The organism is sulfur-oxidizing endosymbiont of Gigantopelta aegis, from assembly GCF_016097415.1.
Classification (GTDB): Bacteria; Pseudomonadota; Gammaproteobacteria; order GRL18; family GRL18; genus GRL18.
The window spans coordinates 536781-562186 of record NZ_JAEHGE010000001.1; the positions used below are offsets into that span (position 1 = coordinate 536781).

At 38.1% G+C, this 25406-nt stretch carries 22 protein-coding genes and 4 pseudogenes; 19 read left to right on the forward strand and 7 right to left on the reverse strand.

The features are described from left to right. The first annotated feature begins 73 nt into the window (after positions 1–73). A pseudogene (locus JEU79_RS02705) lies at positions 74–1799 on the forward strand (SulP family inorganic anion transporter). Between the two features lie 20 nt (positions 1800–1819). Here the strand turns inward: JEU79_RS02705 and JEU79_RS02710 are convergent. From JEU79_RS02710 to JEU79_RS02730, 5 genes are all read right to left on the reverse strand, one after another. After that, entirely contained in the window at positions 1820–2662 is an 843-nt protein-coding gene (locus tag JEU79_RS02710) for a metal ABC transporter permease (protein WP_343074929.1), read from the reverse strand. After that, entirely contained in the window at positions 2617–3381 is a 765-nt protein-coding gene (locus JEU79_RS02715) for a metal ABC transporter substrate-binding protein (RefSeq protein WP_246539950.1), read from the reverse strand. Before JEU79_RS02715 ends, JEU79_RS02710 begins: the two co-directional genes overlap by 46 nt. A gap of 146 nt (positions 3382–3527) precedes the next feature. Further along, positions 3528–4907: a hypothetical protein gene (locus tag JEU79_RS02720; RefSeq protein ID WP_198262857.1), complete on the reverse strand. Its 1380-nt coding sequence runs from the start codon at positions 4905–4907 to the stop codon at positions 3528–3530. 197 nt (positions 4908–5104) lie between these two features. Then, positions 5105–5419: a hypothetical protein gene (locus JEU79_RS02725; RefSeq protein ID WP_214660474.1), complete on the reverse strand. Its 315-nt coding sequence runs from the start codon at positions 5417–5419 to the stop codon at positions 5105–5107. Positions 5420–5650: 231 nt separating this feature from the next. Beyond that, positions 5651–6529, reverse strand: a complete 879-nt coding sequence (locus tag JEU79_RS02730) for an urease accessory protein UreD (protein WP_214660475.1) — start codon at positions 6527–6529, stop codon at positions 5651–5653. A 258-nt stretch (positions 6530–6787) separates the two neighbouring features. Here JEU79_RS02730 and JEU79_RS27275 point away from each other — a divergent pair, with 258 nt between their 5' ends. Both JEU79_RS27275 and JEU79_RS02740 read left to right on the forward strand, forming a co-directional pair. After that, positions 6788–7240, forward strand: a complete 453-nt coding sequence (locus tag JEU79_RS27275) for a cold-shock protein (protein ID WP_281400820.1) — start codon at positions 6788–6790, stop codon at positions 7238–7240. A gap of 100 nt (positions 7241–7340) precedes the next feature. After that, positions 7341–7742: a hypothetical protein gene (locus JEU79_RS02740; RefSeq protein WP_198262860.1), complete on the forward strand. Its 402-nt coding sequence runs from the start codon at positions 7341–7343 to the stop codon at positions 7740–7742. A 524-nt stretch (positions 7743–8266) separates the two neighbouring features. Here JEU79_RS02740 and JEU79_RS02745 read toward each other — a convergent pair. Then, positions 8267–9214, reverse strand: coding sequence for an AraC family transcriptional regulator (locus tag JEU79_RS02745; protein WP_198262861.1), 948 nt, complete (start codon positions 9212–9214; stop codon positions 8267–8269). 341 nt (positions 9215–9555) lie between these two features. Here JEU79_RS02745 and JEU79_RS02750 point away from each other — a divergent pair, with 341 nt between their 5' ends. From JEU79_RS02750 to JEU79_RS02790, 9 genes and pseudogenes are all read left to right on the forward strand, one after another. Next, positions 9556–10626: a PstS family phosphate ABC transporter substrate-binding protein gene (locus JEU79_RS02750; protein WP_198262862.1), complete on the forward strand. Its 1071-nt coding sequence runs from the start codon at positions 9556–9558 to the stop codon at positions 10624–10626. A gap of 122 nt (positions 10627–10748) precedes the next feature. Beyond that, complete coding sequence (gene pstC / locus JEU79_RS02755; protein WP_198262863.1) at positions 10749–11678, forward strand: phosphate ABC transporter permease subunit PstC; 930 nt, start codon at positions 10749–10751, stop codon at positions 11676–11678. A gap of 23 nt (positions 11679–11701) precedes the next feature. After that, positions 11702–12892 carry a phosphate ABC transporter permease PstA gene (pstA, locus tag JEU79_RS02760; protein ID WP_198262864.1) on the forward strand — a complete coding sequence of 397 codons (1191 nt, stop codon included), beginning with the start codon at positions 11702–11704 and terminating at the stop codon, positions 12890–12892. A 36-nt stretch (positions 12893–12928) separates the two neighbouring features. Then, positions 12929–13717: a phosphate ABC transporter ATP-binding protein PstB gene (gene pstB, locus JEU79_RS02765; protein WP_198262865.1), complete on the forward strand. Its 789-nt coding sequence runs from the start codon at positions 12929–12931 to the stop codon at positions 13715–13717. Further along, positions 13717–14388, forward strand: a complete 672-nt coding sequence (locus tag JEU79_RS02770; protein WP_198262866.1) for a phosphate signaling complex PhoU family protein — start codon at positions 13717–13719, stop codon at positions 14386–14388. The genes pstB and JEU79_RS02770 overlap by 1 nt, the downstream gene beginning before the upstream one ends. A gap of 93 nt (positions 14389–14481) precedes the next feature. Then, positions 14482–14661, forward strand: a complete 180-nt coding sequence (locus tag JEU79_RS02775; protein ID WP_198262867.1) for a PhoU domain-containing protein — start codon at positions 14482–14484, stop codon at positions 14659–14661. Between the two features lie 63 nt (positions 14662–14724). Continuing rightward, positions 14725–15881, forward strand: a pseudogene (locus tag JEU79_RS02780) (IS3 family transposase). A 297-nt stretch (positions 15882–16178) separates the two neighbouring features. Further along, positions 16179–16355: pseudogene (locus JEU79_RS28280) on the forward strand (PhoU domain-containing protein); the annotation flags it as partial. Between the two features lie 15 nt (positions 16356–16370). After that, complete coding sequence (locus JEU79_RS02790; protein ID WP_281401032.1) at positions 16371–16613, forward strand: PhoU domain-containing protein; 243 nt, start codon at positions 16371–16373, stop codon at positions 16611–16613. A 1525-nt stretch (positions 16614–18138) separates the two neighbouring features. On the opposite strand, the pseudogene JEU79_RS28285 reads toward JEU79_RS02790, so the two are convergent. After that, positions 18139–19241 (reverse strand): annotated as a pseudogene (locus tag JEU79_RS28285) (IS3 family transposase); the annotation flags it as partial. Between the two features lie 150 nt (positions 19242–19391). On the opposite strand from JEU79_RS28285, the gene JEU79_RS25730 reads away from it, so the two are divergent. The 7 genes from JEU79_RS25730 (at position 19392) to JEU79_RS02835 (ending at position 25149) form a co-directional block, all read left to right on the forward strand. Then, positions 19392–19565 carry a hypothetical protein gene (locus JEU79_RS25730; RefSeq protein ID WP_214660476.1) on the forward strand — a complete coding sequence of 58 codons (174 nt, stop codon included), beginning with the start codon at positions 19392–19394 and terminating at the stop codon, positions 19563–19565. A gap of 1032 nt (positions 19566–20597) precedes the next feature. Next, the gene (locus tag JEU79_RS02810) at positions 20598–20909 is read left to right on the forward strand and encodes a hypothetical protein (protein ID WP_198262871.1); all 312 of its coding nucleotides are present in this window, start codon (positions 20598–20600) and stop codon (positions 20907–20909) included. A 60-nt stretch (positions 20910–20969) separates the two neighbouring features. After that, positions 20970–21527: a hypothetical protein gene (locus JEU79_RS02815; RefSeq protein WP_198262872.1), complete on the forward strand. Its 558-nt coding sequence runs from the start codon at positions 20970–20972 to the stop codon at positions 21525–21527. A gap of 98 nt (positions 21528–21625) precedes the next feature. Next, positions 21626–22558 (forward strand): IS1595 family transposase, encoded by a 933-nt coding sequence (locus JEU79_RS02820; RefSeq protein WP_198265832.1) that lies wholly within the window; start codon positions 21626–21628, stop codon positions 22556–22558. Positions 22559–22905: 347 nt separating this feature from the next. Continuing rightward, the gene (locus JEU79_RS02825; protein WP_198262873.1) at positions 22906–24093 is read left to right on the forward strand and encodes a transposase; all 1188 of its coding nucleotides are present in this window, start codon (positions 22906–22908) and stop codon (positions 24091–24093) included. A gap of 443 nt (positions 24094–24536) precedes the next feature. After that, complete coding sequence (locus tag JEU79_RS02830) at positions 24537–24734, forward strand: hypothetical protein (protein ID WP_198262874.1); 198 nt, start codon at positions 24537–24539, stop codon at positions 24732–24734. After that, the gene (locus JEU79_RS02835) at positions 24709–25149 is read left to right on the forward strand and encodes a hypothetical protein (RefSeq protein WP_198262875.1); all 441 of its coding nucleotides are present in this window, start codon (positions 24709–24711) and stop codon (positions 25147–25149) included. Before JEU79_RS02830 ends, JEU79_RS02835 begins: the two co-directional genes overlap by 26 nt. Positions 25150–25406: the final 257 nt, after the last annotated feature.

Sequence of the window (25406 nt, forward strand, 5' to 3'; positions counted from 1 at the left end):
TGATAAATTATTGAGTTAAATTTTATTTCTGCACCTTGAAGGATCTTTTATTTATTAATTTTCGAGGGTGTCAATGAATATAATTACTCTGTTCCCGTTTCTTAAATGGTTTAAATTTATTACCAAAGAAACACTCAAGGATGATTTTTTAGCAGGTCTTACTGGCGCGGTTATTGTGCTCCCTCAAGGAGTTGCCTTTGCCACCATCGCCGGACTTCCCCCCCCAATATGGTCTTTACACTGCAATGGTCACTCCGATTATTGCAGCACTCTTCGGCTCATCCCATCATCTGGTTTCCGGTCCGACAACGGCAATTTCTATTGTGATTTTTTCTGCCATCAGCAATCATGCGACTCCCGGCACACCAGAATTTATTTCCCTGGCACTGACGCTGACGTTTTTAGCCGGAGTCTATCAACTGGCCTTTGGCATCGGTAGACTCGGCTCTCTGGTCAACTTCGTTTCTCATACAGTCGTCATCGGCTTTACCGCTGGGGCTGCGATTTTAATTGCCACCAGCCAGATGAAACATATTACCGGAATAGAACTCCCAAAAGGTGAAACCTTTATACATGTCTGGATGGATATTTTCGCCGATATAGGACACACCAACCCCTATCTTATTGCCATCGCACTGGTGACTTTACTGACTGCCTTGTTGACCAAAAAGCTTTTTCCTAAAATACCCAATCTGCTCATTGGTATGGTGATTGGCAGTCTGCTGGCTCTGTATTTAAAACAAAGCACCGATTCCATTAAACTAGTGGGTGAAATCCCCGATCATCTCCCGCCCTTTTCAACCCCTGATTTTTCCTGGGAATCCATTAAATCACTTGCGCCTGAAGCCTTTGCCGTAGCCTTATTGGGTCTAATTGAAGCCGTATCCATCAGTCGTGCCGTCGCCAATAAATCCAATCAGCGTATTGATGCCAACCAGGAGTTTATCGGTCAGGGTTTGTCCAATATAGCCGGCAGTTTCTTTTCCAGTTATGCTGGTTCCGGCTCTTTTACCCGCTCCGGAATCAATTATGAAGCCGGAGCAAAAACGCCCTTGTCAGCCATTTTTGCAGCCTTAATGTTAATGCTTATTGTGCTTTTGATTGCCCCTCTAACCGCTTATTTACCCGTAGCGGCTATGGGCGGGGTGATTCTTCTGGTGGCGTATAACCTGGTTGATTTTCATCATATCAAGCAGGTTTTAACCATGAGCAAATCTGAAACGGCCATTTTATTAACTACCTTTTTTGCCACCCTATTTTTAGAACTGGAGTTTGCCATTTATCTCGGTGTTATTTTATCTCTGGTATTTTTTCTGGCCAAAACCTCCACACCGTATATTCCCACTTTATCCACCGATCCATCAACAGCGCATAGAAAAATGGTCAATATAGAAAAGAAACCGTTAAAACAATGCCCTCAAATAAAAATTATTCGTATTGATATGTCTGTTTATTTCGGTTCCATTAACTATATTCAGAATCGCCTAGCTCGAATTGTAGAAAATGAACAAATTAAGCATATTTTAATTGTTTCCAGCGGTATCAACTTTATTGATCTGGCTGGGGCAGAAGCTTTGGTAATAGAAAACAGACGTCTCAAAGCAATGGGAGGTGGACTCTATTTTGTTGGTATTAAATCTACTGTGTATGAGTTTGCTGCAAAATCCTGCTTTATCCAAAATATCGGTTCTAATCATTTTTTTGATTCCAAACAAGAAGCCATACACGCACTTTATAATCGAGTTGACCATGATATCTGTGCCAAATGTAATGCCTTAATATTTAAGGAGTGCGAATAAAAAAATATTATTACTTAACTTTATTTATTGTGAATAGCAAAATATATTTTACTTCTTCTGAGCTTGTAAAAATTCACCATTATATTTAATAAGATTGCAATGATTGCAATACTCCAGACAATTACTGCTCCACTAGGTAAATCAAATAGGGCAGAAAATACTAAGCCACTCAGATAACCTAATAAACCAATAATATAACCAAAAATCAATTTATTTCTACCACTAAAATGAATGCTGCCTAAAGCAGGAATTATTAAACTTGAAAAAACTAAATAAACACCGACTAATTGAACAGAAGCAGTTATAGCCAAGGCAAATAATATATAAAACCCCTGACCTCCAATGTGTTTTTTAAAATTTATCCAAATAAGGATAACAAAAATGGAAAGAAAACAGACCGGAAGCAATTGTTCCCAGGTGACCCACAATATTTGTCCCACCAACAAATCTTTTAAATGTTCACCACCATGAGGATTTCCTGCCAGCATAAGAATGCTGGCAGTGGCAGCCAGCACAAAGGTGATACCAATCACCGATTCTTGATATGCCCCCCACTTTTTTTCAATTTGTCCTAATAAAAAAGCACCTAATAATGCACTCAATATTGCGGTTGCTTGTATTGCCCAATTACCATATTCTGCCAAGTCAAAAAAATGTGCAGTAATAACACCCAAGCCTGCAATTTGAGCAATTGCTAGGTCAATAAAAATAATTCCTCGTTTTAGCACTTCCTGACCTAAGGGAACGTGAGTCAGTAAGACTATAATTCCAGCACAAAAGGCAGGTAATAAAATACTCATATCCAAGCCTTCATAATTCATTGCATATTGTCCTTTAATAATTGAATTAAGCGATCCATCCATTGAAATAAAGTTTCATTATTATTTACCGTAGAAGGTAATGCAATGGCATGAATCCCAGTTTTACTGGATAGCCAATGAGCAGCTTTCGGATCCTGGTAAGTGCTATAAATAATAATATCTGCAGGCGTATTTTGCATCTGTTTTAACAGCGATGACAGATGACGACTGCTTGGAGGTACGCCGGGTTTAGGTTCTAATTCAGCAACTTTATTCAGCTTTAACCACTGTTGTAAATAGACCCAACTATTATGCTGAACAATGATTGATTTACCTCGAATGTCATTACTTTGTTTTTGCCATTTTTTCGTTGCTTTTTTCCAGCGAGTTTTAAAATCAACTAGCTTGCTTTGATACTCTTTACTATGAGCCGGATCGATTTTTTGTAAGCGTTTTGATAATTTTTTTGCAACAATAGCAACCCGCCTGGGGTCTAATTGTATGTGTGGATTACCTGCCGCATGCACATCTCCCATAGAGCGATCTAAAATGATCGGTTTATCTAAGAGTTTAACCATCTTGCTACTCATAAAATAACCTTTTTGACCCGGTTGTACTTTTGAGTTGCCGGATTTTCGTAATAAAATGGGCAACCAGCCTATTTCTAAATCAGCACCGCTACAGACCAGAAGATCGGCTTTTCGCATTTTAGCAATTAAGCTGGGTCGAGCTTGAATATAATGTGGGTCCTGTTCAGCAGTCGTTGCACTAAAGCTGGTCACTAAAGAACCCCCTAATTCCTGACTTAGAGCCGCCCATTCGGGTTCACAGGCAAAAATATTAACTTGGCTTGCATAAGATGTGTTTATACTTGTAAAAAAAAGAAATATAAAAAATAGTGGATGTATATTCATATTATTTATCCTGTTTAATAGCTATGAGCACCATGAGCGCCTAGACTAAAAGTGTATTGCAAAAAGAGTTGCTGATCGGTATCTCTATAGGATTGATCATTATTATATTGCAGACGAATTCGGCTAAATTCAGAGGGTATCCATTCGATCATGGCACTATAACGTTCAGGTTTATAACCATCACCTTCAAGACCGGCGTCATATAAAACCAGTGAGTTTGAGCCACTGCTATGGCTGGAAAGGTGATCATAACGTATGCCAGTACGCCATTGTGAATTGAATTGGTAGATGCCTTGTGTATACCAACCTTTTTGATGGCCTTTATAGGTACTTAAATTATTAGATGAAAAACTATCCAAGGCAACATCACCATCTTCTTTTCTATCAAAATATTCAAATTGAAGTTTCAGATGATTTTTACTCGCGTTTGGAGACCACTTATAAATCAAATCCAGGGCATTAATCTTGCTATCACCAGAAAATAAAGTCGTACCCGTGTTTGTTCTATTATTGCTTTCTCGATCATCAACATTATTTGCCTGCCAGTGACTTAAACCAATTTGCCAGCTATTTTGAACATTAAAATCGCCACCCAATTTGACAAATGTTGTCCAACTACCAACACCTGAATGATTACCTGATGCTGGAAATTGATGACCAGAAAAAAATTCAGTGCCTACATTGATAAATAAATCTGTGGGTGCCGTATAACTGATTTGCAGACCATCATCACCATATTGATCACCAAAGAGAGCTCGATAAATTAAGGGGGCATCAGCAAAATCCCAGGCATGAGCATGTTGATTGTTTAGATAGCCAATATCAGAGAAAAACCGCCCCATTTTTATTGTGAGTCCATCATATAACGCTGAAGTTTGAGCAAAAGCTTCTTCTATGCCAAGCTCTGTATTTCCATCCTCATCAGCAAAGGACAATGTTATTTTTCCATAAAATAGCTGATCGATATTTGAACTGAGTGTGAGCTCACTTTCTCCCAAACTCAGTCCTTTTGAAAATAATCCCGCTTCACCGCCCAAAGAATAACCAGTTATATGGTATGCATCAGGATCATTTTTATAATTTGCATAACGACCATCTAAAATTAAACTAATTTGTGGGTTAAACACATTATTTGTTATGGTTTCTGTATCGTTATCATTCGCTAATTCAGCTTCTTCAGCCTGTTCCTCAGCCGTTATTAATTTTTCTTCATTTTGTTGAGATTTTTGTTGAGCTTGATACAACCCTTTTTCAAGTGCTGTAATGCGTTTTTCATAATCACGTTTAAGTGACTCAAGTTGTTGTTTTAATTGTTCCACTTCAGAGTCGGCAGATACCATACCAGAGGCGCATATAAAGCTACTGGACAACAGTATTAAGCTTAGTTTTTTCATATTAATTCCATTTTTTTCTTAAGCCTATGCATTCGAGATAACTGAAAATATATTTTTCAGGTAAATTCAGAGCTAAAGAAAATAAGTAAAAACCATCAAAATAGATTATTCATCAAGAATGAAATAGTTTTTGAGAGTAAGAACTCAGATTAAATTTGTATTGCAAAAATAATCTATAAGTTATTAAAGTAATGGACTTAAATAAAAAAAGGAGGTGCTCGGGTAGAGTAATATTTTCTGAGGGGGATAATGATACTATTGACCTGGGCGATAAGAATGGCTTCAAAATATCTTTCAGGTAATTCGAGTTGTATGGTCGGAATTATTAATGCAGGAGAGGCATCGGCTGTTTGAAATGTAAGGCAATAATCATTATGAACATGAAAGAAATGTTCTGTTGAATGTTCCAGAATAACAAACTGTGAAACAAGCAATAACATGACAATCAAATTATTCAATTTATTTAACCATAGTCGGTTTAATATTTGAAATGTGTTAATTTGAATGCTCATTAGTTCAGGACTGTTACCAGAGAATGAATATCCGGCAGATTATATAGTGATATCCTATTAAAAACAAATAGAAATTATAAGCGGGTGTAAATCTATCTGTGTAATTGCCCGCTAAATATAAGGAATTATTATCCATTACCGCTAATTTATATTTCTGCTGCAACTATTCAGCATAATTCACGTGCTAGGTTGATACTTTACAATACGCCTAGCCTAATAGTTACCCTCTCTTCAAGTATTCCAAATCCTCGGAATATGAGCATCCTGTTCCATAATAGCGGGACGGATAAGTTGCCAGACTTGGATAAAACAAGCTCGGGCATACTCTGCCTGCTCACCAAGAAAACGACAAATCAATACATCTTCTTTAAGCGTTGCACTGATATGCCCCTTAATAGGGTCTTCAGCGCTGGACAATTGTTCAAATAAGCCCTGCACGGCTTTAAGCTGATCACGACTGCAATTGGTCGCCACTAGAGTGGCCGTCAAAGTCCAGGAAGCCATTCCCCATTGTTCTTTAAGCATTGCAGACTGCCCCTTGATTTGACAACGTTCAATAAACAAGGGCTTATCATCACGCCAGAGTTCAAAATGTTGTCGACATTCACCCGACACATAAGGTTCTGCACTGGCCTTGCGTCCCAGACAGAGCATTTCCCAGCCAATAAAACGTGCCCCTTTTGCTAGGGTGATCAGGGTTTTTAGCTGAACTTTACTGTCATTAAATAACAAAGTTTCCTGCGGCAACCATTCGAGAAAAGCAGATTTTTCCACATGCAGCGTTTGTGTCAGTGAGGCAAATTGCCCAGCAGAGCGATAAAATTTACCGGCTGCCGGTGTGGTGATCAATGCATGAGCTGAGTGCTGTATACGCGCATCAATTTTAAGTTGATCACCATGAACAACACCACCGGGAGGATGCAGTAAATAAACATGACAGATCTGAGGCGATTCTGGATAAAATGGTTTTTGCACCATGAGAGGTCCAAAATGAAGATTTTTACTTAAAACAGTTTTATTATTTTTTGCAGTAAAGACTAATTCTAAAGATGCCAGCCATTTTTTGGGTGGCGCTGTCATTGATTGTCTGGAAAGAACGGTATTTTGCATATTCATTTTAAGAGTATAAATCTTTATCCAAAAAGAGTGTAGCCATTAATTTATTTCGGCACATTTTGGCACTATGGCACAAATAAACATTTTATGGCATGGTGAAATTGTCCCTTATAAAGAGTAATACAAACAGGTGTCTTGTAAAAAGAAATAGTTTTTTTGGCTTAAAATTTGACAAAAGCTCTAAAATTGATAAATTAGGCTATTAATTACCACTTTTCTAGTTTTATTTATTGATATTTAAGAGTTTTATATATGTTTAATACAAAAAATCTATTCGTTCTATGCATTGCCACTGTTTTAGCTACCGCTTTAAGCCTCAGTTTAGTTAGCGTTTTACCGCTCTCACAAATCACCTTTCTCTTGTTGAATGGCTTTTTTGCCATCGTCATTATGCTCTTACTACAAAGTATAAAAATGACCGCTATCAGCCAGTTTTTTGCTGCCCGCAAAACCAAGAAAGCCGCAACTCCGAAAGCCCCTAAGCAAAGTACTGATCCAAACCGTGAAAGCGGTACGGTGAAATGGTTTGACAGCAATAAAGGTTATGGCTTCATTACCCGCTCCATGGGCGAGGACATCTTTGTCCATTTCCGCTCCATCAAAGGCAATGGCTATCGTTCTCTTTATGAAGGTCAGGCCGTAGAATTTCTCGTTACCGAAGGTAGCAAAGGCCCTCAGGCGGAAGATATACAAATCGTTAGCTAGTTCCCCTTCTGCTTTTTACAAATTCTTTATAATGGAACGAGTAAAAGGCTCGGGTGGGCACTATTGCCACCCGCAGTATAACTAACGATAGGAAACTGCTATGAAATACTATATATTTGCCGCTTTTTTAATGTTTAACTCCACTCATTTGTTAGCCTCTGACGATAGTGCCGTAGCGCCAGAAAAAAGCACTTGGAATGAAGTCGGTGAAGATGTTAAAAGCACATCGGGCAAGGCTTGGAGTGCCACAAAAGAAACCTCAGGTGAAGTCTGGGAAGCGACCAAAGAAGGCTCTAGCGAAGCTTGGGATGCCACTAAAAAAGGTTCGTCAAAAGCCTGGAAAGCCACCAAAGAGGGTTCGAGTGAAGCTTGGGATGCCACTAAACACGGCTCTAAAGAAGCATGGCATGCAACCAAAGAAGGCTCAAGTGATGCTTGGGATGCCACCAAGAAGTATTCCAATGAAACCTGGGATAAAGCCAAGCATGCTGTTTCTGATTAATATAGAAGGGGTCGGAGCCAAACTTTCAGCGTGGGCATAAAAAACGTGCCTACCCTACATCCTAAGATAAACTGAAATCTTGTTAATCGTTTAGTTTAATCCCCCACCTTATTTTTCAATACTGATAAAAAATAAGCAGCTTGGTTCATAGAATTTGCTAAAAAGTTCAGCTGAATTATATAAAAACACCTCTTTTTATTAATAATTGCACAAAATGTCATTTTATTTGCACAAATAGTCAAGAATATATTCTTAATTGGCTTATACTAAACCCATAAATAAGAAGAAAAAAAATAATAATAACAAAAAAAAGCACACAACTTTAGGGGGCGTAATTTAAGTCGCAATTCACTTGACCTGAGCATTTTGAGATTTTTTCACTATGTGCGATTTGTTTACCCCTAACTATATTCCTTATCTAATATGCCACGAACTTATAATTTTATAAGCAAGGGCATATTATTTCCCTTGTTAACTCCCAACAACTGTTAACTTCCAACAGTACTTCAACCTTTTCTTAGGCGCTAGCTTTTCTTGAATTGTCCCGGTGAAATCCCTGTCCAACGTTTAAAGGCTCTGGAAAAAGAACTCACTTCTGAAAAACCTAATAAGAAAGCAATCTCGCTTAAACATAAATGTTGTTCATTAAGATAATCTCGTGCCAAGGTTGAACGAATTTCATCCAATATACTTTTAAAACGCACATTTTCATCTGCCAGTTTGAGCTGCAATTTACGCTTACTCATATTGAGCAAGCCCGCTATATCTTCTTCAGTAATTTTACCGCAAGAGAGTTGCTCAATAATGACACTTTTGACCTGCGAAACAATATTGTCTGTTTCCAATTGACTCAATGTTTTGATAATCGATTGATCCATCATTTCGGCAAAAATAGGGTTGGCACTGGGCAAGTTTTTTCTAATGTCTTTCAGACCAAATGAAATACTATCCATAGAAGCCGCAAATTCAGGCTCACAATTAAACACATCTCGATATTTTTCTAATTTATCGGGTGCGGGATGGACAAAGGAAACTGACTGTACTTCCAGAGTATTACCAAAATTCATGCGACTCATGCAGAGCAAAGTACTGAGAATAGATTCTGAACGTGCCTGAAAGGCCGGGTTTTGCTTGGAATATCGAATAGACACCTTATAAAGGCTTTCACTCATGTCAATATCCACTTCATAGGCATTGGTGACGATGTGTTGAAAACGACTAAGACGATGAAAGGCACGTTCTAAGGTCGCACTGGCTAACCAGGCATAGCCTAAGGCACCCATTTGTGACGGGTGCCAGGTGTCTCGGCCAGAACTAAGTCCTAAGCAAGGTTCTTTGATAATATTCTGCGCGTGATGCCATAGGGCAATTTCAATATAGGCATGACAGCGCTTAGAGCTGTCCTGAAGATCAGCTTCATACAAGCCAAAATTTTCAAAAATCGGACTCGGATCGACATTAAATTTTTCCATTACATGCCACACCGCGTTTAGGGTGGGCACATAAAAGTGATCAAGCTCTGACAAATTATCGCCTCAAGAAAATATTAACTTGGTCACAGTATAGAGGTATTTTTGTATTTTTTTAAGCAGTTTCTTCACTTAGCCTATCATTTTAGCGCCGCATTTAAGTTCTGTTTTCCATGCAAACTGACACATTTCATATTTATGTCATAATACCTACGGTGTATCTAAAATATTCTGGGCAATTCCGTCACTCTAAGCTCTCAGTAATTCTTTTATGACATATTGTCACATAGCTGTCATATTCATCCTATAAGATGCTCCTAATATTAAATTATAGGTGAAAAAAAATGATAGTTAAAAAATCAGCGCTGTCCCTATTAGCTACAACCGCTATTATGGTCAGTTCAATCAATATGGTTCAAGCTCGTGATCAAATACGCATCGTTGGTTCTTCAACTGTGTATCCTTTTTCCAGTTCAGTTGCAGAAGAATTTGGAGCAACTAGCAAAAATCCTACCCCAGTCGTTGAATCAACAGGTTCTGGCGGCGGTATGAAGTTGTTTTGTAAGGGCAATGGCCTAAACACACCCGACATTACCAATGCTTCACGTCGTATGAAAAGCAAAGAATTTAACATGTGTGAAAAAAATGGCGTGACTGATATTACCGAAGCAGTCATCGGTTTTGATGGCATCGCTATCGCACAAAACAAAAACAATAAAAGCTTAGAACTATCTAAAAAGCACCTGCTATTAGCCGTGGCTGAAGAAGTTCCTTCTAAAGATGGTAAGAGCCTGGTTAAAAACCCCTATAAGCGTTGGAATCAAATTGATTCAAACCTACCTGATAGAGAAATCATTATCTATGGTCCACCAACCAGTTCAGGTACTCGTGATGCTTTTGAAGACATGATCATGAAAGGTCAAACTAAGAAGATGGATGTTTATACTTCTTTGTATAAGAAAGACAAAAAGAAAAACAAAGGCTATAAAAAATACCATAAAGTCAGACAAGATGGCGTTTATGTTCCATCTGGTGAAAATGATAACCTTATTGTGCAAAAGCTCAGCAAAAATCCAGCAGCGATTGGCATCTTTGGCTATAGCTTCCTGATTGAGAACGATGATAAAGTGTCTGCCGCAAAAATCAATGGCATCGTACCCACACCTGAGACAATTTCGAGTGGCAAGTACCCCATTTCACGTTCATTATTCTTCTACACCAAGAACTCACATAGAAAAGACGTACCAGCAATGGATCAATATGTCGCTATGTTCATGAAAGAAGACATGATTGGACCTGAAGGCATCTTAAGTGAAATTGGCTTAATTCCATTACCTGATGATAGCCGCACTAAAATCAGAGCCAGTGTTGCTAAATATACTAAATTAACTTTGGATGATTTAAGCAAAAAATAAACCTTAGATGTTGCTATGGGTTGTTTGGCAAAGTATACCTTCTTAGGTGTACTTTGCCCGTTCTAAATGAGTAAAATTCAGTCATATTTCTATGTTGTTATTTCTACTCTCCGGGGTATCTATTGAAAGCTTTTGAATCAAAAAAAATACATAATGAGATTAAAGAACGCATCATCAAGTTCCTGTTAATCGCAGCTGCCACTGTCTCCATTTTAACGACCTTTGGCGTATTATTTTCTATTCTCTTTGAAGCCATTGAATTTTTTCAAATGAAAAGTTTCTGGTATTTTATCAGTGGCACAGAATGGTCTCCTGGTGTTGCTGATAGTAAATTTGGTGCCTTACCTATTTTTGCCGGCACCTTCATGATCACCTTCATTGCCATGTTTGTTGCCCTACCCATTGGCTTAGGCAGTGCCATCTTTATGAGTGAATATGCCTCCCCTAAACTCCGTGGTCGCTTAAAACCACTCTTGGAAATACTGGCCGGCATACCGACCGTTGTTTATGGTTTTTTTGCCGCCATCACTGTAGCCCCCTTTATTGTTAATTTCTTTGCCCTGCTCGGTATCCACGCCTCATTTAATAGTGCTTTGGCCAGTGGTGTCGTGATGGGCATTATGATCATCCCCATTATTTCATCCTTAAGTGATGACGTTATTCGAGCCGTACCCGACTCACAACGTAAAGCCTCTTTAGCACTGGGTATGACCATGAGCGAAACCATTAAGGCGATTGTGATTCCATCCGCCTTACCCGGTATTATTTCTGCCACTCTCTTAGGCTTGTCTAAGGCGTTGGGCGAAACCATGATCGTGGTGATGGCTGCTGGCCTACGTCCCAACCTATCCTGGAATATGCTCGAAGATATGACCACTGTCACCGTACGTATTGTCGATGCACTGGTCGGTGATCATGAATTTAATTCACCCGACACTTTATCAGCCTTTGCTTTAGGTTTGATCCTGTTTGTCTTTACCTTAGTTTTAAATATTATTTCTGTCGCCCTGATCCGTAAGTTTAAAGAAAAATATAAAATTAATACCTTATAAAAATTAATTGAAAAATAGTCATAATGAATAAAAAAATTGCTACAAAAATCTTAGCAGAGAATCCCTTCCATGATCCCTCGCTAAAAAAACGTCATGCCAGTGCAACACGCTTCAAATGGTTTACCATTGCCTGCGTAGCATTTGCACTCAGTTTTCTGGTATTTTTTCTGGGTGATATGATCATCAAGGGACTACCGGCATTTCAACAAACCTATATGCAAATTGATGTGACTTACAATGAAAAATCACTGTTATCAACTCGTAAGGCCATCGATAAAAAATACCGTCGTATTGTCAGTCGTGCCTGGCTGAGAAACATTCCTCGCTCAGTTGAAGAAAATCCAGAGCTCATGAACACCACACAAAATACTTGGGTTTTGGTCAATCATCAGGTGGATCAATATCTCAAGGGACACCATTACAAAATTAAAGACAAAATCTTAAAAACTGTCGACGAAATGCACGCACAGGGGAAACTTCGACTACAGTTCAATGTCATCTTTTTCACCCATGGCGACTCTAAGATCCCAGAAAATTCTGGCCTCAAATCAGCTATATTTGGAAGCATACTCACTCTCTTAGTCACCATGGCCGTGGCCTTTCCTCTAGGCGTCATGACCGCAGTCTATCTGGAAGAATTTGCCGAAGATAATCGCTGGACACAAATGATTGAAATTAATATCAATAATCTTGCGGCGATTCCTTCTATTTTATTTGGTTTACTGGGCTTGGCCGTGTTCATTAACCTCTTTGGCCTGCCTCGTAGTACACCGATTGTCGGCGGTTTAACCTTAGCCCTCATGACATTGCCCATTATTATTGTTAGTTCCAGAGCGGCATTAAGAAGTGTCCCTGATAGTATTCGCCAAGCAGGTTATGGTCTGGGGCTGACCAAAATACAAGTGGTTCAGGATCATGTGCTACCTTTAGCATTCCCCGGCATTATGACCGGCTCGATTATTGGTTTGGCACAGGCAATGGGTGAAACAGCCCCCCTAATTATTATTGGCATGATTGCCTTTATTCCCGATAGCCCCAGTTCAATTTTAGAAGCTGCCACGGTCATGCCCGCACAAATCTTCACCTGGGCAGGCATGCCTGAACGTGCCTATATTGAACGTACGGCTGCAGGCATTATGGTGCTGCTAACGGTATTGATCACACTCAATACTATGGCAATTTATTTACGCAAAAAATTTGAAGTAAAATGGTAACAATATGGTAACTCACACAGCAGGTAGGGCAGAAATATGAGCAATGAACATTCTGCACCAGAAACACCGGACATAAAAATTAAAGTACGTGATTTGAATTTATATTATGGTGACAATCATGCATTGCATCATATTGATATGGATCTTTATAAAAATAAAATCACTGCCTTAATTGGCCCATCCGGTTGTGGCAAATCAACTTTTTTACGTTGCCTGAATCGCATGAACGAATTGATCAGCTCCGTTCGAGTCGAAGGCAAGGTCATTATTGATGGTAAAAACATCTATGATAAGGATGTTGATGAAGTCTCGGTACGCAAACGTGTCGGCATGGTTTTTCAACAGCCCAATCCATTCCCAAAATCCATTTATGACAATGTTGCTTATGCACCCATTAAGCATGGCTTCGTAAAAAAAGGCAAAGGCTGTCATGAGTTAGTTGAGAAATCATTAGTTCAAGCAGGCTTATGGAATGAAGTCAAAGATAAACTGAACACACCTGGCACATCACTCTCAGGTGGTCAGCAACAACGACTCTGTATAGCTAGAACCATCGCAGTGCAACCGGATGTTATTTTGATGGATGAGCCAACCTCCGCATTAGATCCTATTTCAACAGAAAAGATCGAAGCACTGATGCTAGAACTCAAAGAAAAATATGCCATTGTTATTGTGACTCACAATATGCAACAAGCAGGACGTGTTGCCGATTATACGGCATTTTTTCACTTAGGCGATTTAATAGAATATTCTGACACAGAAACTATTTTTATTAATCCAGGCAAAAAGAAAACCGAAGATTATATTACAGGCAGGTATGGATAATGCTACCCACAGAAAAAGAAAAACTACAAATCATCCTTGATGAAGTCCTAAAATTAGGACAATCAACACTGGATATCAATAAGCTTATTTTGGAAAAATTGGAACACTGTCAGCCCTGTCTGCTCACAGAAATTAATAAAATTTCCAAAAAAGAGCGTTACAAAAAAATTGATTTGATCGACAATCTGATTATTAAAGTATTTGCCTTATACACTCCAGAAGCACGTGACCTGAGAGAGTTGATTGCATTCTTAAAAATTACCAATGAGTTTGATCGCATTGCCAATAGTAGCAATTCATTTATTCATGATTTTCCCATCGCCCTAAGCGATGAACTTGACCGGGATCTTATTCTGGAATATGCCATCCCGCTACAAAAATCATCAGTGATCGCATTGGAATATGCACTGAAACTGTTAGCCCTTGATGATCTTGAATTGGTCGATGATTATTATTCAACCGTGTCACTTGAAGAAAGTAAAAATGATGATCTCTATAAGATCATTGAAAAAACCTTACTCAAAAAAATCAATAGTGACATGCATCTGACTAAGGACTATCAAGATGTGATGGCAGCTCTACGTCGTTTGGAAAAGGTCGCTGATCGCGCCCTGAGCATTGCCAATTTAATGCATTATGCCAAACTTGGTGGCGTTATCAGAAAAACTTAATAATAGTATACCATTAGATACAATATAAGATTAAAAACATAACTCGACCCCAAAACAACAAAAGATAAGACCGTTTAAAAAAGGATATCAAACATGCTAGCACAGTTTTTAGCGAAAGAAGAAAGCATCATTCGCAAAAATATTTTAAAAATGGGTCATAAAACCAACATTGCCATTGAAAAATCAATTCAATGTTATAAAACACTCAGCCTCACACTCGCTGAAGAAGTCATAAAAAACGATGCCGTCATCAATGAATTACAAGCTCAGTAATGTGGCTATACTTAACCGGACACACAACTTAAAATAACTAAAAGATAAAAAGTGTGACCTAAAATGAATGATCAAACAAAAAAACCGAATAAAAGCTATACATCAGAATTTAAAGAATCAGCTGTCAAATTAGCTAATGAGACGGATCAACCCGTTTCTCAGACTGCCAGGGAGCTAGGTGTTAATGTAAATACTCTACATACCTGGATCAGTAAATATTCCAAACCGGTGAAGACGGTAGCCAATAGAAGTGATGAACACATTTATGATGAAGTAAAACGTCTGAAAAAGAATTGGCAAAAGTGATTCAGGAGCGTGATTTATTAAAAGGCCACAGCGTACTTTGCAAGGGAAACTTTGTGAAGTACGCATGGATAACTGATCAGGCTAAAGATTACCCGGTAACGATTCTGTGCCGTTTTATGGATGTTTCCGTAGTTGCTATTATGATTGGGTTAGCTCTCCTAAAACGGATAGAGAGAAAGAAAATGAAGCGCTTACTGAGCAGCTAAAAAACTGTTTGAAGACAGTCGCAAGACTTATGGAACCCGTCGTCTTAAAAGAAAACTGGCTGAAAAAGGCGTTCATATAAGCCGCCGGAGAATTGGTCGATTAATGAAAAAGCCGGTTTGTTTTGTAAAACGAAGAGACGCTTTAAAGCGACGACTAATTCCAAGCATAATAAGCGTATATCTCCAAATTTACTGGAAAGAGAGTTTACTGTCTCTCAACCTGATCGCTACTATGTGGGTGATATTACCTATATTGCCACCAAGGAAGGCTGGTTATATTTAGCGGTTGTCATTGACTTATTCTCTAGGCAAATTGTTGGCTGGTCGATGGATGAGCGAATGAAAGCCAAGCTAGTCAATGATGCTTTACTGATGGCCATATGGAAGCGTAAACCAATGGATGGATTGCTTTGGCATACTGACCGAGGTAGCCAATATGCCTCTGATAGTCATAGAAAAATATTGTCGGATCATAACATAATTCAGTCTATGAGCCGCAAAGGAAATTGCTGGGACAATGCTGTATCAGAGAGCTTCTTTCATAGTTTGAAAACTGAATTGACGCACCATTGTCGATTCAAAACCAGAGTAGAAGCAAAGCAGGCAATATTTGAATATATTGAGGTATTTTATAATCGGGAGCGACTTCATTCGGCTAATGATTATTTGTCACCAGTCGATTATGAAATACAGCAGGAAATAGCTTAAATCGATTGATTGAAGAGGGTAAAGGCGACATAAATGCCGCCCATTACCGTTGACGGCCATCGGCTCCTCAGCCTGTGCCGTGAAGATATTGTAACAGGATCATTACCGTTGTGAAAATACCTTGGGTGAATGGAACGGCTCTATCGTTCCAGAGGGCAAAGCCCTTTCTCTTCATCTGTTTAAAGTTAACATGAGAAACTAAAATGATAGGAAATACAAAATGACAAAAATCACTTGAAACAGCCAAAAAATATTTAGAAAACTGTCCGGAAAAGTGTTGACACATCACAGGTAGAAGCCGACTGCATTCAAGTCATTGCCCGACAACAACCTGTCGCCCACGATCTGCGCGAACTATTATCCGACATGAATATCGCCAAAGAACTTGAGCGTATTGCCGATTATGCAGTGGCCATGCCAAAATTGTTCGCAAGTTGCCACAAAAGAACAAATTATGGAACCGGATATCATTGAAATGGCAAAAAATGCATTGCCATGCTCAATGAAGTATTGATTGATTATGCTGAGCAGGATGCCCAAAAGGCCAATAATGTTGCTCTATTAGATGACGAAATAGATGAACTAGAACACCGCCTCAATGATAAAATGTTTAAGCGTATGCAAAGCAACCCCGAAGATGCGATCACCTATACCTATCAATTGTGGATCATTCATCAATTAGAACGCATGGGTGATCGGGTCACTAATATTGCTGAATGCGTGATCTTTTAGCCACCGGCAAAGTGGTAAATTTTGATTAAATGACAGTCGATTAAATGACTATAGTATTAGCACACAAGCCCTAGGACTTCTTTAGTCTGTACCATCTTTTCAGGTGGGTGCTTTGCTTCACGGCAATACTTATACTGCATACCATCACTGGCAATATAAGGCCAAAAGTATTCGCTTCTAAGCAGGTTAATCGAGCCAGAATCCAATCGACTCGATCATTCGAAAACTCAACCATTTCACTACATTGTTCTAAACGGTATAAATTAGCTTTTTTGATATCACTCACAATCTCTCTTCATCTAACAATACTATATCCCTCACGGGGTTCATAGAACCACAGGTTAAATTCAAAGCCATTATGCTTCTTAACAATTATTATTTCTTGTCATTTTGTGCAAACTTATTGACTCAATGTGCAAATTTTCAAGAAAGAGAGTTTTAACCTTTACGACACGAAGAGCATTAGCACCTGAAGTAAGTTTGTACCTATTTCATATAGCAACAATTGATAGTATTGAACACCACTAAAGGCCATGCTAGTATTGACCTAAAGCTATTTGTATAACCTGTAATGTATGCAGCTGACGGAGAGCAACTGTTATTTCAAGTGTCACGGTATATAGCGTGAAATTATTACTGGATCAAATAAATTAGGGCAGTAAAATGAATACAATAAAAAAAAGATTGGCAGGCACTACCTGAACAAGCACAGCAGGGAGTTTATGATTTTTTCTGCATATAAAACAACGCTATAATTCTAAGTCTGATCAATCTGAAACAATAGCTTACAGAGATAAAAGTAGACTTCCATTGCCAGAAGTGAGACTATTATATATATAATTTAACAAACACATAATGGTCTCAAACAATGAAGCCATCTTATCCCAATCTGATCCGCAAGCTGCTCCAGTCGAAAAAAGTCATGTCGCTGAAGCAAATTCGTCATGAAATTCCAGACAGGCCACGAAGCAGTCTGTTTCGTGATTTAAAAAGTAGAATTACTGACCAGCTACTCACATGCCGGTCAGCATCATGCACTTAAATCAATGGTGAGGTTTAATCCCAATGGTTTGTGGTTTTATGAGAAAATATCTTTTTCAAAATATGGCACGCTTAAAATACACTGATTCAAATAACTTCAAATTCTCCGACAGGGATGACCCATAAAGAATTAAAAACATTATTACACATTCAGGTACAAAATCCTCTCACTCATTTGATTAAGACTCATTTGTTGCAACTGATGTGTCAACACTTTTCCGGACAGTTTTCTAAATATTTTTTGGCTGTTTCAAGTGATTTTGTCATTTTGTATTTCCTATCATTTTAGTTTCTCATGTTAACTTTAACAGATGAAAGAAAGGGCTTTGCCCTCTGGAACGATAGAGCCGTTCCATTCACCCAAGGTATTTTCACAACGGTAATGATCCTGTTACAATATCTTCACGGCACAGGCTGAGAGCCGATGGCCGTCAACGGTAATGGGCGCATTTATGTCGCCTTTTACCCTCTTCAATCAATCGATTTAAGCTATTTCCTGCTGTATTTCATAATCGACTGGTGACAAATAATCATTAGCCGAATGAAGTCGCTCCGATTATAAAATACCTCAATATATTCAAATATTGCCTGCTTTGATTTATCTGGTTTTGAATCGACAATGGTGCGTCAATTCAGTTTCAAACTATGAAAGAAGCTCTCTGATACAGCATTGTCCAGCATTCTTTGCGGCTCATAGACTGAATTATGTTATGATCCGACAATATTTTCTATGACTATCAGAGGCATATTGGCTACCTCGGTCAGTATGCCAAAGCAATCCATCCATTGGTTTACGCTTCCATATGGCCATCAGTAAAGCATCATTGACTAGCTTGGCTTTCATTCGCTCATCCATCGACCAGCCAACAATTTGCCTAGAGAATAAGTCAATGACAACGCTAAATATAACCAGCCTTCCTTGGTGGCAATATAGGTAATATCACCCACATAGTAGCGATCAGGTTGAGAGACAGTAAACTCTCTTTCCAGTAAATTTGGAGATATACGCTTATTATGCTTGGAATTAGTCGTCGCTTTAAAGCGTCTCTTCGTTTTACAAAACAAACCGGCTTTTTCATTAATCGACCATTCTCCGGCGGCTTATATGAACGCCTTTTTCAGCCAGTCTTTTAAGACGACGGGTTCCATAAGTCTTGCGACTGTCTTCAAACAGTTTTTTAGCTGCTCAGTAAGCGCTTCATTTTCTTTATCTCTATCCGTTTTGGAGAGCTAACCCAATCATAATAGCAACTACGGGAACATCCATAAAACGGCACAGAATCGTTACCGGGTAATCTTAGCCTGATCAGTTATCCATGCGTACTTCACAAAGTTTCCCTGCAAAGTACGCTGTGGCCTTTTAATAAATCACGCTCCTGAATCACTTTTGCCAACTTTTTCAGACGTTTTACTTCATCATAAAGTGTTCATCACTTCTATTGGCTACCGTCTTCACCGGTTTGGAATATTCTGATCCAGGTATGTGAGTATTTACATTAACACCTAGCTCCCTGGCAGTCTGAGAAACGGTTGATCCGTCTCATTAGCTAATTTGACAGCTGATTCTTTAAATTCTGATGTATAGCTTTATTCGGTTTTTGTTTGATCATTCATTTTAGGTCACACTTTATCTTTTAGTTATTTTAAGTGTGTGTCGGTTAAGTATACCCATTACAACGTCGATCATAGCGGATCAAGTTTTGTCTATCTGGTCATGATGACTCTGGCACAAGCACAATGGCAAAGATTGAACTCATGACAGCATTGAGTGTGACGTTGCCTCTGAAACCATTATTATCAGTATTTTTGAAATTATTCAAGGGCATGAGCACATCATTGATGAGGAGAATTGAGTTCAATTTAAAACAACGGGGTATCAATGTACAACAAAGTCAACTGGCTTATTGTTAACTTACTATGACATAAAAAACGGATCATGAAATTGTCAAATTGATCCGCTCCAGAATTGATCAATTATCAGACAGTCTAAGGACTTATTATCTCTTTCCTCATAGACCCACATTGTATTTTTATCCTGAAGCCGGTCAATGTGATTGTTGTGCAAACAAATTGCTTATTTATAAAACCAGCCAAAAATAGTCACCACTCTTAATGTGAGTGAGTTTGAGCCATCGAAACTCAAAAAATGTCCATTTTGCCAGACAATTGTTCGTTCAGAAGAGTTGCGTGCATTAACACCTCATGGAGGTCAGTTTGATTTGATGTGATTGAGTTTATCGGTACGGCATTATTTATACATTGTCGCAATGAATCACAAATTCAGTCTGAGTTAGCACTCAAAACGTGATAATTTCTGAGAATGAAATCCGTTTTTGGGTAAGCGATTTATTGTTTATCTCACGTTAGCACATCAAGCCAGTCATGTTGAATTAAAAGTTATCTGGATTTAAAGGGTGGCTATATTTTACATGGATGGCACCTGTGAAGGCGATAGCCCTCATTTGTTCAGCAATTCTCGCTGAGATGAACAATTGAGTTGTAGTGGTGCTTACAAGCAGAAATAAAAAACTTTTCGCAGTAACTTTAGCAAAATTAAAAATCAAATAAAAGCTTGCATTTTGAGAAACAAAGATCAAACTCTTGTTTTCAATTGGTTGAATGACTTCATGTTAAAAAATATTTCCCTTTTATATGCTTGGTACTGTGAATTTTGGCCTCTTTAAGTCAGCAAAAAAACATTTAAGTTTTTCTGCCCTGAAACAGGCCATCTCACTGCACTTTCATGCAATCAAAGATAGCCGAGTACAAGGAAAGTGTGATTACAGTCAACATGATGTGCTTATGAGTGCTTTGCCTGCATGTATTTTCAAGATCCCTCTTTAAGTGAATTTCAGAAACAGATGGAAGAGGAACAGAATCAAAATAATTTACGCACTCTTTTAATGTTGAAAAATTCCTAAAAATAGTCAACTAAGAGACATTTTGGATCTCATACCCTCTAAAACATTTGCACCTGCATTTAAAGATTTATTTGAACGACTCAGACGACATAAGCATCTTGAAGAGTATGCCATATTACCCAACACATTGCTTTGTGTTATTGATGGCACGCAATATTATTCCTCTAAGCAAATCCATTGTGACTGTTGTCTTCATAAAGAACATAGAACGGGTGAAATAACCTACAGTCATGTTGTTTTACAAGGTGCCATTATGCACCCCGATAAAAACAAGTGCTCCCTGTCATGCCTGAAGCAATACAAAATACGGATGGTACAAAAAACAGGATTGTGAAAGTAATGCAGCCAAACGTTTTATAGCCAATCTAAAAAAGCACATCCAAGACAAGGATTTATGATTTGTGGTGATGGTTTGATGTCACATCAACCTATGATAGAAGATATAATTGAAGAAATGATGCATTATTTATTGGTTGCCAAACCTGGTGATCACACATATTTATTTGAATGGCTTGAAGCATTTTCTGAACTCCCATCAATGGACTGGATTGACGAAAAAGGGCACCAACATCATTATCGATGGAAAAATAATGTCCCTTTACATGGCGAAAAAATGCCATTGAAGTTAACTTTTGAATATACCCTCACCAATACCGCAGGGAAAATTATCTACCGAAATAGCTGGGTCACCGACATAAAGATCAGTGAACATAATATTCAAACAATGACCCAGGCGGGTCGATGTCGTTGGAAAATAGAAAACGAATGTTTCAACACATTAAAGAACCAAGGCTATCACATTGAGCATAATTATGGTCATGGGAAGAAGCACCTGAGCTTTAATATGTATCTGTTAACCTTGCTGGCTTTTTATTTCCATCAAATTTTTGAATTAACCGATGGGGCTTATCAAGCTTGTCGTAAAAAGTTTGGCTCTAAAAAATTAACTTGATTACCCACAAAGCTCCGCCATATTTCGATAATTATACTATAATTATACTATAATTAAAGTATAGATTATGTGTGGAGTAGAATGATGTCAAAAATAAAATTCAGTTTCAAGAAGGTTATAGTTTATTTGAGCTTTTTAATGATTATGGCACTGACAAACAGTGCCGACAAGCCTTATTTAAATGGAAATTTCCTGATGGATTTGTTTGCCCAGAGTGTGGCAATAAGACTTATTGCACTCTAGAACATCGCCATCTTTATCAGTGCCACCATTGTCATCATCAGACATCAGCAACCTGTGGGACAATATTTGATAGTACCAAACTGCCTTTATCTAAGTGGTTTTTAGCGATTCATCTTATGACTCAATTGAAGACAGCGGTTTCAGCATTAGAATTAAAGAGACAGCTTAAGGTAAGCTACAATACAGCCTGGAGTATGAAACAAAAGATCATGCAGGTTATGAAAGAACGTGATGACAGTAAACCTTTATCAGGCATCATTCAAATTGATGATGCCTACTGGGGTGGTGAGCACAGAGGCGGCTCCAGAGGTCGTGGTTCAGAAAATAAAACACCGTTCGTTGCAGCCGTTTCTACTAATGAAGATGGACACCCGATTGCAATGAATTTAAATGTGCTTAAAGGGTTTAAATCCAGTGAAATAAAACGATGGGCACAAACTCATTTAACACCTGGAAGTACTGTTTACTCAGATGGGTTAAATTGTTTTCCTGCGGTTAAAGAAGCTGACTGTAAGCATGTTCCAATCGTCACGGGTGGTGGTGCGGCAAGTGTTGATAAAATTGAGTTTATCTGGGTTAACACTATGATAGGTAATATTAAAAACTCTATGAAGGGAAGCTATCATTCCATTAACTCAAAACATTTACCTCGGTATCTTGCTGAATTTTGTTATCGGTTTAATAGACGCTTTAACTTAAAAGACATGATGCCAAGGTTTTTATGCGTGGCGATGAAAACGCCACCTATGAATGGAAAGCTCCTAAAAATGGCGGAGCTTTATGGGTAATCAAGAAAATTAATGTGGGAAAAGTTCAGAGGGGTTATTACCTTTTTTGTGATGGACTCCTGGGAACATTTAATGGATTTTTTATTGTACAGAGACGATTATGAGGAGATGAGACCTGTAAAAATAAGAAAATAAACCTATTTTAGGGAAAATGCGTCGATTAAACGCAGCATCTCCCGTGCCTGCTATTTAGAAAGAAAGAACAAAAAAAATTTTAAAAAGCATCAGGCAAACAAAAAATGCTGTTTTCAGCTTAATTCATAAGAATAAGTTACTTCACCGAGTTTTGCTGTCATTTGTTCAGCTGTATTGATGGTTTGAGCAATATTGTGCTGGGTAACCGGAAGATGCCAACCGAAGACAGTCAATACATTATTCCACTGCTGCAGCATCTCAAGTCCGATTATGGCTCACCCATTGCCTGTGTTCATGATATGGGCAATGCTATTTTGAAATCGGTTAAACAGGTGTTTCCTGGTGTTGCTGACTTTATTTGTCATTTCCATTTTTTACGGGATTTGGGTAAAGACTTATTTGATTTTGAATATCGAACGATCCGCCGTTATACTCGCGCCTATAATATTCAGGCAAAGCTAAAAAAATGTTCAAAACAACTTAAACAGCTCATTGATAATGATCTGACTCTATCTGATAGTCTCAATGGGTATTTAAGTCATCAGACCATTCAATGCATTAACGATGATTTTGATCCCAGACTAACTGCTTATATTTTCATCTCATGGGTTTTAGAATATAACAGCGTAAGCAATGGGCTGGGGTTTCCATTTGATCGACCTCATCTGGAATTTTATCTGCGCTTAAAGGAAGCATATCCCTTATTAAAACAACTCAAACAAAAAGGGATTAAGACTATTCCTGTTGATGTAATGAGTCGGACGCTAACGGATCGAGCACTACAGAAACTGGTTCAACGAATTCAGGAAAAAATAATCATCTTTGATGAGTTGAGAGAGGCAATGAGAATTGCTTGTCCGGATAAAACTCAGGGACTCAATGATAATGGCGATGATGATATAAAAAACATCGAAAAACGAGTGAGTCAATTTCGTCATTCATCCAGAATAGTTAAACTGGCATCAAGTGATACCAGTTATCACAAGATGGTTAAACAAATTGACAAATATTGGAGTAAGTTATTTGCTGATCCTATTGAGATTGAAACACCTTCAGGTAAAATGATGATCCAACCACAAAGAACGAATAATCTGATGGAGCAATCCTTTCGTTTTTTAAAACGTGACCGACGCAAAAAAAGTGGCCAGCATTCTTTAACAAAAACATTGAAAGGAATGTTAGCGGATACGCCATTAGTCAGGAATTTATCCAATCTGGATTATCTCAGGATATTGTTGAAAGGCAAAGAGACGCTTGCAGAGCGATTTGCTGAAACAGATATTCTGCAGGTTCGCAAAGAAGAAAAAGAAAATGAGAGACGTTGGCGGAAATATCCAAAAAGAATGAGTAAATTATTTAAAATTCCTCATTTGCCACAGAAAATATTGAAAGTTGCTTGAAAATGGGACTATTATGGATAAATCCAACCGTCAATTGTTTTCATAGTCTTGTATATGTGAATATTCAGTTTGATCAAACATTTTAATACTGGGCATTTCAACATATGCTTTTTCTAGCAGGGTACAGTGGTGACTTTGAAATGTATTGAAAGTTTTATAAGAAAATGTCAAAAAAACGAAATTATGATTTTTTAGAGGCTAACAACTTTGGGTAATGAATTTTGTCGTTTTAAAGGAACTACACCCAAATCATTTAAAAAAGTCAAAAAAGTTCTTGACAGGATTTTAGAGGCAAAAAAATAAAATTTCTAAGTCTGGTTAAAATTGATCATTAAAGATCTCAAACAGATCAAATAAGTATTCGCAACGAAGTCAGAAAAATAAAAGCTGATTTTGAACTGCTGTGCTCAAAAGGAAAGCTCACCTCAGAAATTAAATTTTTAATGAATAGCATGTTTATGATCATGGAGCTCATGCTGTCCATCTTTCTGGAGAAACAAACCAGAAAAAACAATAATAATTCCAGTATTCCTTCATCCCAAACCGATAAGGATGATTCATCACTAAAGCATAACACTGGAAATAACGAAAGTAATAGTAAAGGCAAAAAAGAAAATGACCGTCCATTTAGTGGTTTGTGATGAGTATTGGCAAGAAGTGAATTCATTCGGAGAAATTGAGCAAAAGCATTCACGCCATGCCTGGCTTTCCAGTCGTGAGCTTAAAATGCATAATGTTCATGAACGCTGTAACCTGGGTGCTCGATACCGTTGGGGAATTGAGGCTAATTTTTTAGTCGAAAAACATCAGGGCTATCATTATGAGCATTGCTTCAGCCTGAATTTGAATGCCTTGAAGGGATATCATTTACTCATGCGCTTAGCTCATCTGTTTAATGTCCTGGCTTTGTTTACGGTGGCTTTAGTAAAAATGGTGAAACTGTTGGGAAAGCAAGGCCTGTTGCAATTGGTTCGTGCCACTTTATCAGCGCCCTGGTTTGCTGAAGGTGATATTAAAGCCCTGATTGCCCAGCCATTTCGACTTCGACTCATTTAACTTTAACTGGTTTTAATGCACAAATAAAATACACGGAGGTTGTAGGTATTCTCACACGCGGGAGAAAATAAAGACATGATTTACGTAGATGTTTAGGCTAATAGGCTGGAAGTTTAGTGCTTGTTCTTTAATAAATTGAGGAAAAAGTGTTTAAAAAAATAATTTGACTAGAAATTTACCGCTTTGAGTATTTCATGCTTCAGCACTGCTAATACACTACTTTGTTGGACGTACATTTATTTGTACTGTAGAATGTA